The 9,807-nt window shown below is 70.3% G+C and carries 7 protein-coding genes; 1 reads left to right on the top strand and 6 read right to left on the bottom strand.

Annotated elements, in window-relative coordinates; genetic code table 11:
• Nucleotides 1-92: 92 nt before the first annotated feature.
• The 6 genes from AC0Z36_RS28770 to AC0Z36_RS28745 all read right to left on the bottom strand — a co-directional run bounded on the left by AC0Z36_RS28770 (nucleotide 93) and on the right by AC0Z36_RS28745 (nucleotide 7,008).
• On the bottom strand, nucleotides 93-764 hold the full coding sequence (locus AC0Z36_RS28770; protein WP_485466014.1) for a hypothetical protein: 672 nt from the start codon (nucleotides 762-764) through the stop codon (nucleotides 93-95).
• Between the two features lie 186 nt (nucleotides 765-950).
• Nucleotides 951-3,422, bottom strand: a complete 2,472-nt coding sequence (locus AC0Z36_RS28765) for an HAD-IC family P-type ATPase (protein ID WP_485466013.1) — start codon at nucleotides 3,420-3,422, stop codon at nucleotides 951-953.
• 65 nt (nucleotides 3,423-3,487) lie between these two features.
• Complete coding sequence (locus AC0Z36_RS28760) at nucleotides 3,488-3,652, bottom strand: hypothetical protein (protein WP_485466012.1); 165 nt, start codon at nucleotides 3,650-3,652, stop codon at nucleotides 3,488-3,490.
• 168 nt (nucleotides 3,653-3,820) lie between these two features.
• The gene (locus tag AC0Z36_RS28755) at nucleotides 3,821-5,200 is read right to left on the bottom strand and encodes a M16 family metallopeptidase (RefSeq protein WP_485466011.1); all 1,380 of its coding nucleotides are present in this window, start codon (nucleotides 5,198-5,200) and stop codon (nucleotides 3,821-3,823) included.
• Nucleotides 5,197-6,552 (bottom strand): M16 family metallopeptidase, encoded by a 1,356-nt coding sequence (locus tag AC0Z36_RS28750; RefSeq protein WP_485466010.1) that lies wholly within the window; start codon nucleotides 6,550-6,552, stop codon nucleotides 5,197-5,199. Before AC0Z36_RS28750 ends, AC0Z36_RS28755 begins: the two co-directional genes overlap by 4 nt.
• A gap of 210 nt (nucleotides 6,553-6,762) precedes the next feature.
• Complete coding sequence (locus AC0Z36_RS28745) at nucleotides 6,763-7,008, bottom strand: DUF2630 family protein (protein WP_485466009.1); 246 nt, start codon at nucleotides 7,006-7,008, stop codon at nucleotides 6,763-6,765.
• A 160-nt stretch (nucleotides 7,009-7,168) separates the two neighbouring features.
• Here AC0Z36_RS28745 and AC0Z36_RS28740 point away from each other — a divergent pair, with 160 nt between their 5' ends.
• The gene (locus tag AC0Z36_RS28740) at nucleotides 7,169-9,640 is read left to right on the top strand and encodes a DNA gyrase/topoisomerase IV subunit A (RefSeq protein WP_485466008.1); all 2,472 of its coding nucleotides are present in this window, start codon (nucleotides 7,169-7,171) and stop codon (nucleotides 9,638-9,640) included.
• The last annotated feature ends 167 nt before the right edge of the window (nucleotides 9,641-9,807 follow it).

Below are 9,807 nucleotides of genomic sequence, written 5' to 3'. Positions count from 1 at the left end.
GCGGGCCCAGTTGATCGTCACACATCACAAGCTCGCGCGGCTCTTGTCGTTGGCGCAGGAAAACGCCTCAACCGTTATTCAGACCCAGGTCGTTAGGACTTCCCGCCGGCCAGCAGCTTCGCCGAGGCGGTCTTCGCCAGCTCCGTCAGCGTCACCTTGTCGGCGGAACGCTGGGCGCCGTAGGGCGTGATCGACACCTTGATGATGAATTCGCCGGTCCGCACCGCGAAGACGACGGAGCCGACCTGGCTTTCCGTGTAGTAGGTCGCGGGAGTGCCGATGTCGGTGAGCTTCTCGCCCTTCCGCTTCACGGTCTCCTCGTCGATCACCCCCTCCGGGGTCTGCCCGGGGAGGACCGGCAGCTGGAGCCGGGAGGTGTACAGCACCTGCTTGCCGTCCGCGTCGTTGTAGCGGCAGGTGAACGGCAGCGAGTCCGGTTTGGCCTGCACCGTCGGGATTTTGAGCGCGGCCTGCACGTCGGCGGCGGCCACCACGTCGCACACTCCGATGTTGCCGCCGGGGCCGCCCGGCTTCTTCGAGGCGGCTGTGGACGCGGCGGCGGACGCCGACGGCGTCCCGGCCTGCGTGGCGGACGGGGCGGCGGAGACGGCCGCAGCGGGTGCGGCGGGTGCGGCGGACGGGGACTTGGCGTCCGCCTTGTCCTTTGCCTTGTCGACCAGACCGCAGCCGGACGACAGCATGGCTGCGCCGAGCACCGTGGCGGTGACTGCGGCGGTGCCGAATCGGCGACCTCGGATCTTCATACGACTCCCCGTGCCGGTTGTGCGGCAGGGACCGGGGACCGCGGGGTGGCTGGGACAGCGGTACGCCCGGCTGGTCCGCCGCGGCTGTTGTGCCTCGGGAGACTAGCCGGGCGGGCCCGCCGGTTCCGCGCCGGGACCCTTGCCGACCTGATCGTTATGTCGGACTGACGTGCGATCAGTACGCCGTTACGCGGGCGACGCGGCCTCTGCGACTGCCTGTCGGCGCCTGGCCACCCTCCACAGCACCTCAATGACCGCGGAGGCCACCGCGGCGATGCCCACGGCGGTCCACGGCATCTGCGTGCCGACCAGTTTGAGTTCGAAGAAGTCCTGGAACCCCGGCACGGCCATCACGGTCGCGAACCCGGCGACCATGGCCCCCACCAGGGCGACCCGTCCCCAGGTGTAGGGCCGGGCGATGATCACCAGGACCCACAGGGCCGTCAGGAACAGGGTGAGCGTGGCGATCGAGGTCTCGGCGCTGCGGGTGGCCTCGGTTGCCCCGTAGTGGTGCCGGGCCAGCAGGTAGGCGGTGAAGCAGGCGACACCGGCGACCGCGCCGGCGGGGGCCGCGGTGCGCAGCACCCGGTTGACGAACCCGGTCCTGGCCCGTTCCCTGTTGGGCGCGAGGGCGAGGAAGAACGCCGGGACGCCGATGGTCAGGGCATTGAGCAACGTCGTGTGGCGGGGCAGGAACGGGTAGGGCACGTTGGCGATCACGACGGCGATGGCCAGGAGTACCGCGTACGCCGTCTTCGTCAGGAACAGGTTGGAGACCCGTTCGATGTTGCCGATCACCCGGCGGCCTTCGCCGACGACGGAGGGCAGCGACGCGAAGGAATTGTTGAGCAGCACGATCTGGGCGACGCCGCGGGCGGCTTCGGATCCGGATCCCATGGCCACGCCGATGTCCGCGTCCTTGAGGGCCAGGACGTCGTTGACGCCGTCGCCGGTCATGGCGACCGTGTGGCCGCGGGACTGCAACGCGCCGACCATGTCGCGCTTCTGCTGGGGTGTCACCCGTCCGAAGACGGAGTTCTTTTCGAGGATGTCGGCGAGTTCCTCCCGGTCCGCCGGGAGTGTCCGGGCGTCCACCGGGTGGTCGGCGCCGGGGATGCCGAGTTTGGCGGCCACCGCGCCGACGGAGACCGCGTTGTCGCCGGAGATGACCTTGGTGGCCACACCCTGTTCGGCGAAGTAGGCCAGGGTTTCGGCGGCGTCCGCGCGCAGTCGCTGTTCGAGGACGACCAGGGCGGCGGGGCGGGCGGTCCACGGGTCGTACTTCCGCGTGAGGTCCTCGACCGGTTCGGCCGTGCGGACGAGCAGGAGTACGCGCAGTCCCTGCGAACCGAGCTCTTCGGCCGCGTCCAGCAGAGCCTTGTCCGCACTGAGGACTTCAGGCGCGCCGACCAGCCAGGAGGCCCGTACGCCGTCGGGCTGGACGAAGGTGGCACCGCTGTATTTGCGGGCCGACGAGAACGGGATGGTCGCGTCCGTGCGCCAGCCCTGCGGCACGGGGCACTGGTCGATGATCGCCTGCAGGCTCGCGTTGGGGCGCGGTTCGGTGGTGCCCAGGGCTCCCAGGGCCGCGTCGACGAGTTCCCCGTCCTCCGGCGCACCGTCGAGGCAGCGGACCTCGATGACGTTCATACCGCCCTCGGTGAGGGTTCCGGTCTTGTCGAGGCAGACCACGTCGACGCGGGCCAGACCTTCGATCGCGGGCAGTTCCTGCACGAGGCAGTCTCGACGGCCGAGCCGGAGCACGCCGACGGCGAAGGCCAGGGAGGTGAGCAGGACCAAGCCCTCGGGCACCATCGGGACGACACCGGCGACCATGCGGCGGATCGCTTCGGGGACGTCGTCCTCGTTGAGCCGGTACTGACTGATGATCAGCGCGGCACCGGCCGGGACGAGCACCCAGGTCACGTACTTGAGGATCTGGCTGATGCCGCCGCGCAGTTCGGAGGACACCAGGGTGAAACGGGACGCCTCTTCGACGATCTGCGCCGCGTACGCCTCCCGGCCGACCCGGGTCGCGGCGAACGCGCCGTTCCCGGCGACGACAAAGCTGCCGGACATGATCTGGTCGCCGGACTTCTTCAGCACCGGGTCGGCTTCGCCGGTGAGCAGCGATTCGTCGACTTCGAGGCCTTCAGCCTCCAGGACGACGCCGTCGACCACGGCCTTTTCACCGGCGCCGAGTTCGATGACGTCGTCGAGGACGATGTCGCCGGAGCTGAGCGCTGCGGTGTGCCCGTCGCGGCGGACCCGGGGCCGGGCCTCACCGATGACGGCGAGCTTGTCCAGGGTCCGCTTGGCGCGGAGTTCCTGGACGATGCCGATGCCGGTGTTCGCGATGATCACGAAGCCGAACAGGCCGTCCTTGACCGGCCCGACGACCAGGATGATCACGAACAGGATGCCGACGATCGCGTTGAAGCGGGTGAAGACGTTGGTCTTGATGATGTCCGCGGTGGACCGGCTGGACCGGACCGGAACGTCGTTGACCACGCCGCGGGCCACCCGTTCGGCGACCTCCGCGGTCGTGAGGCCAGCGTTCCGGAGGCTTGGATCCCCTGGTCCGGCCGCGTTTTCTGACTCTGTTTGTCGTGACCCTGTCCGCACGGGGTCTGTACCCGCCGCCACCAGCTCGTCCATGTCGTACACCGTAGGTGAGCCGGGTGTCTGCGGTCACAGGCGGGTGAGCGTTGAGTCATGACATTTCATCGTTCGTGTCTTTTGTTGCATTCAAGGGCGCACGCGACGCCGTCGTCCCGTTCGGCGTCCAGTCCCAGCCGGAAGGCCGCTTCGTACGCGACGTCACCGATGAGCCACCGGGCCTGCCACTCACAGTCGGCCCGCGCGGCGACCAGGATGGGCACCCCCATCTGGACCCGGCCGCAGGACCGCCACAACCGGTCGGCGAAGCCGAGGATGCGGGCCGCGCGGTGCCCGTCACCGGTGTCGGCGGCCGTCCGGCCACCCGGCCACCGGACGATAGGCGTACGGACGCAGGCGGAAGTGGCGCCGGGCCGTCCGGCGCCGCCTCCCCCGCGTCACAGCGCGACGGTCACCGTACCGATGCCCAGTTCCTCGAGGGGGCCGCGGATCTTCGACGCGTCGCCGACCGCGACGACCACCAGGTGCGCGGGGTCGAACTCGTCGACAACCGTGCGGGCGGCCTCCTTGGTGGTGGTCGCCGCCAGCGCGGTGTAGAGGCCGGGCAGGTAGTCGTCGGGCAGCCGGTCGGCCACGACCTCGGCGACGGCGTCGCACACGGCGCGCGCGGTCTGGAACTCCAACGGGGCGACGCCCACCAGGTTCTGCACTGCGGCGTCGCGTTCGGCGTCCGTCAGCCCTTCGACCGCGAGGGTGCGCAGGACCTCGAACAGGTCCGCCACCGCCGGGCCCGTCACGTCGGTCTCCACCGATCCGCTGATGGCGAACAGCGCGCCGGACCGTAGGGTCTGGCCCATCGCCCTGATCCCGTAGGTGTATCCCTTCTCCTCGCGCAGCACCCGGTCCAGACGGGACGTCAGGGTGCCGCCCAGGCAGTAGGTGCCGACGGTGAGCGGGGCCCAGACCGGGGCGTGCCGGTCGGGTCCGGGGCGTCCGGCCAGGAGCTGGGTCTGCACGCTCCCTGGGCGGTCGACGATGATCACGCGGGCGTGGTCGTCGGCGATGTCGCGGGTCGCCACTGACGCGGCGCCCGGGGTTCCGGACCAACGTCCGAGCGTACGGTTGAGTGCCCCGTCGAGGTCCACGCCGTCGAAGTCGCCGACGACGACCAGGGTGGCGGTGGCCGGGCGCACATGTGCGGTGAAGAACTCCACCACCGCGGCCCGGGTGATGCCGCGCACGGTCTCCGCGGTGCCCGCGCGGGGCCGGGAGACCCGCAGCGCGGCGTCGAACAGGGAGCCGTACAGCGCGAACGCCGCCCGACGCCCGGGGCTCGCGAGTTCGTGGGTGATCTCGTCGAGCCGCTGGCGGACCAGGCGGTCGACCTCCTCGGCGGGGAACGCCGGGACACGGACCGCGTCGGCGACCAGCCCGAGCGCCTGTTCGAGGCGGGAGACCGGGACGTCCAAGGACAGTTGCACGCCGCCGTGGTCGGCCCCGACGTCGAGGGTGGCCCCGCAGCGTTCCAGTTCGAATGCGTACGTCTCCGCGTCCATGGTGTCCGTGCCCTCGGTGAAGGCTCGGGCCATGATCGTGGCGACGCCGTCCAGGCCGCGCGGCTCGGCGTCCAGCGGGCTGTCGAGCAGCAGTTCGCATGCGGCGACCTGCTGCCCGGGGCGGTTGATCCGCAGCACGCTGAGTCCGTTGGCCAGCGTGCCGCGCTCCGGGACCGGGAAGGTCCAGGTGCCCGGGGTGCCGGCGGCGGGACGCGGGTGCAGGGTCATCCCGGCCGCTGCGGATTCGGTCGTCTCGGTCATGCTGCTGCCTCGCTGTCCGCGCCTTCGGTCCCGGATTCGCTTCCGGCCCCGGCTTCGGTCTCGTCGTCGGTCTCATCGAGTTCGTACACCAGCACGGCCCGGTTGTCCGGCACGAACCGCTCCGCGGCGATCGCCTGGACTTCCGCCGCCGTGATGTCGAGCATCCGCTCGACGGCGGTGAAGGCCAGCTTCGGATCGCCGAACAGGACCGCGTAGCGGCACAGTTCGTCGGCCCGGCCGTCGACGGTGGAGAAGGAGTCCAGGCGGGCGCGTTCGATCTGCGCCTGGGCGCGCTCCAGCTCGGCGGCGGTGGGTCCTTCGGCCGCGAACCGGGCCAGCTCTTCGTTCACCGCGGCGTCGATGTCGTCGATCGAGGCGTGCCCCGAGGCTTTGACGTCGAGCAGGCCGAGGGACGGCGCGCCGGCCATCCGCATCATGCCGAACCCGGCGTACACCGCCAGTTCGTCCCGGCGGACCAGCCGGGTGTTCAGCCGCGAGCTCTCGCCCTCGCCGAAGATGGTCATCGCCAGGTCCGCGGCGTCGGCGGCCCGGGTGCCGTCGGCGGGCAGCCGGTAGGCGGCCATGAGCGACCGCGACGGCACCTCTTCGCGCACGGTCTCCCGCACTTCGCCGCCCATCAGCGGCGGCAGCGCGCCGTCCCTGGGGACCGGCTTCCCGTCATGCGCGGGGATGGTGCCGAAGTACTTCCCGATCCACGCCAGGGTCTGGGCCGGGTCGATGTCGCCGACGACGCTGAGCACCGCGTTGTCGGGCGCGTAGTACGTCCGGAAGAACGCGCGGGCGTCCTCCAGCGTGGTGGCGTCCAGGTCGGCCATCGAACCGATGGGCATGTGGTGGTACGGATGACCGGCCGGGTAGGCCATCGCGACGAGCCGTTCCCAGGCCGTGCCGTACGGAACGTTGTCGTAGCGCTGGCGGCGCTCGTTCTTGACCACGTCGCGCTGGTTTTCGAGGCTCTCCTCGCTGAGCGCTTCGAGCAGGCCGCCCATGCGGTCCGCCTCCAGCCACAGGGCGAGCTCGGTCTGATGGGCCGGCATGGTCTCGAAGTAATTCGTACGTTCGAAACTGGTCGTGCCGTTGAGCGAGCCACCGGCCGACTGGATGAACTCGAAGTGCTCGTTGCCCTTGACCTGCGTCGAGCCCTGGAACATCAGGTGCTCGAACAGATGGGCAAGACCGGTGCGCCCGGCGACTTCGTGCCGGGAGCCGACGTCGTACCACAGACACACCGCGGCGACCGGGTCCACGTGGTCCTCTGAGAGCACCACCCGCAGTCCGTTGGCCAGAGTGTGCTCGGTCGCGGTGAAGGTTCCGCCCACCGTAGGAGCCATGCGTACGGTCCGTCCTCTCGCTGTCTGTTGCCGGGCTCCAGGAACCGCGGAGGACGCCACCCGGAAAGCTGCGGCCTCCGGCCGCGCTCCCCCGCTTCGCTCGGTCGCCCTTATGACGGTGGGGACCGGGACCTCCCGGGCCCGGCCCCCACCCTACGGCTCAGAACGGACCTGCCGGCGCTGGCCTCCGCATCATCACCGACGGGCCCTTCACTGCTGGTAGCCCTCGACCTCCGCGGCCGGACGGGTGGCCGCGGACGCCGGGTCCTGGCCGGCCTCGCGCCGCGCCTGACGCTGCCGCAGGAGGTCCCAGGCCTGGTCCAGCTGCACCTCCAGGGCCCGCAGCCTGGCCTGTTCCTCCGCTGTGGAGACTTCACCCCGTTGTGCCTGGTCGCGCAGGTCGTGCTCGGCGGTCACCAGGTCGTGGATGTCCTTGAGGATCTGCTTGTCGTCCATGCTGTATCCCTGCCTTGTCCTAGTCCGGGTCCGACGGCCCTTCATTCCCCCGTACGGATAAGGCCAACCGCCCCGGGCCCGGGTCGCTGCACCCGTGTGTCGTACCGACACGCCACAATGACCCTTGCCCTGTATCAAGCAAGAAGGAGCCGTCACTCCAATGGCCCGCGCTACGAAGACGCCACCGCCGGACGATTTCGAAGAGAAGATCCTCGACGTCGACGTCGTCGACGAGATGCAGGGCTCATTCCTTGAGTACGCGTACTCCGTCATCTACTCCCGGGCGCTGCCCGACGCGCGGGACGGGCTGAAGCCCGTCCACCGGCGCATCCTGTACCAGGCCAACGAGATGGGCCTGCGCCCCGACCGGCCGTTCGTCAAGTGCGCGCGCGTCGTCGGCGAGGTGATGGGCAAGCTGCACCCGCACGGTGACACCGCGATCTACGATTCACTCGTACGGATGGCACAGCCGTTCTCCATGCGGCTCCCGCTGGTCGACGGGCACGGCAACTTCGGGTCGCTCGGCAACGACGATCCGCCGGCCGCGATGCGTTACACCGAGTCGCGGCTGTCCCCCGCCGCGATGCTCATGGTGGAGTCGATCGACGAGGACACCGTCGACTTCAGCCCGAACTACGACGGCCAGGAGACCGAGCCCGGCGTCCTGCCGTCGGCCTATCCGAACCTGCTGGTCAACGGGGCCACCGGGATCGCGGTGGGCATGGCCACCAACATGGCCCCGCACAACCTGGTCGAAGTCGTCTCCGCCGCCCGGCACCTGATCCGGCACCCGGAGGCGACACTCGCCGACCTGATGAAGTTCATCCCCGGGCCCGACCTGCCCACCGGTGGCCGGATCGTCGGGCTGAACGGCATCAGGGACGCGTACGAAGCGGGGCGCGGCACCTTCAAGATCCGCGCGACCGCGACGGTGGAGAGCGTCACCCCGCGCCGCAAGGGCATCATCGTCACCGAACTGCCGTACAACGTCGGCCCGGAGAAGGTGATCGCGAAGGTCAAGGAGCTCGTCCAGTCCAAGAAGGTCCAGGGCATCGCGGACCTCAAGGACCTCACCGACCGCTCGCACGGTCTGCGCCTGGTCATCGAGATCAAGAACGGCTTCAACCCCGAGGCGATCCTCGAGCAGCTCTACAAACTGACGCCGTTGGAGGAGACCTTCGGCATCAACAACGTCGCGCTCGTCGACGGCCAGCCGCTGACGCTGGGCCTGAAGGAACTCCTCGAGGTCTACCTCGACCACCGGTTCGACGTCGTGCGCCGCCGCACCACCTTCCGCCGCCGCAAGCGGCAGGACCGCCTGCACCTGGTCGACGGCCTGCTGACCGCGCTCATCGACATCGACCGGGTCATCCGGATCGTGCGCGAGTCGGAGAACGCCGCGGCGGCGAAGGAGTCCCTCAAGGAGACCTTCGAGCTGTCGGAGATCCAGGCGCAGTACATTCTGGACACCCCGCTGCGCCGGCTCACCCGGTTCGACCGGGTCGAGCTGGAGGCCGAACAGGAGAGGCTGGGCACCGAGATCGAGGAGCTCACCGCGGTCCTGGAGGACGACAAGCTGCTCAGGAAGATCGTCTCCGACGAGCTCGCGGTGGTGTCCAAGAAGCACGGCACCCCCCGCCGCACGGTGCTGCTCGAATCAGCCGGCTCCCCCGCCGCAGCGGTCCCACTTGAAGTCGAGGACACCCCGTGCCGGGTTCTGCTGTCCTCCACCGGGCTGCTCGCCCGCACCGCCGTCGGGGGGCCCGAAGCCTCCCAGGACAAGAGCGGTGAGTCCCCGGGCCGGGCGAAACACGACACGGTCGTGTCCGCGGTGTCCACATCCGTGCGCAGCGAGCTGGGCGTGGTGACCTCAACCGGTCGGCTGCTCAAGCTCAACGTGGTCGACCTACCGGGCATGCCCACCACCTCCACCTCGCCCAACCTGGCCGGCGGAGCGCCGGTCTCGGAGTTCCTGACGCTGGAGACCGGCGAGACGGTGGTGTGCCTGTGCTCGCTCGCTGAGGACTCCCCCGGGCTGGCGCTCGGCACCGAGCAGGGTGTGGTCAAGCGGGTGACGACGGACTACCCCGCCAACAAGGACGAGTTCGAGGTCATCGGCCTCAAGGACGGCGACCGGGTGGTGGGCGGCGTCGAGCTGAAGACCGGCGAGGAGGACTTCGTCTTCATCACCGACGACGCACAACTCCTGCGTTTCCAGGCGGTGTTGGTGCGCCCGCAGGGGCGGCCGGCCGGTGGCATGGCAGGTATCAAGGTGGGCGACGGACGCAAGGTCATCTCGTTCACGGCCGTGGACCCCGCGGTTGACGCGGTGGTGGTGTCCGTCGCGGCGTTCAGCGGCGACGCCCTGTTCGGTTCGGAGAACGGCACGGCGAAGGTGACGCCGTTCGGCGACTACCCGCGCAAGGGCCGGGCCACCGGCGGAGTGCGCTGCCAGCGTTTCCTCAAGGGTGAGACGCGGCTGTCCCTGGCCTGGGCGGGCCCGGTCCCGGTCCACGCCGCGGACGACCGGGGCAACCCGGTGGACCTGCCGGCCCTCGACCCGCGCCGGGACGGCTCCGGCACGCCGCTGACCAAGACGGTGGAGATCGTGGCGGGTCCGGTCCTGGGCTGAAGGGCCTTCACGCCGAAAAACCTTCTCGTGCGGTGGACACCAGGCGTGTGACCACAAAGGCGGGGGGGGGGGGGGCCCGCCGGGGGGGGGGGGGGCCGGGGGGGGCCGCCCGCGGGGGGGGGGGGGGGGGGGGCCGCGCGGGCGCGGCGACGGGGGGGGGGGGGCGC

It is taken from the genome of Kitasatospora sp. UYEF31, from assembly GCF_057291755.1.
This window is presented reverse-complemented; position numbering and strand designations above follow the sequence as displayed.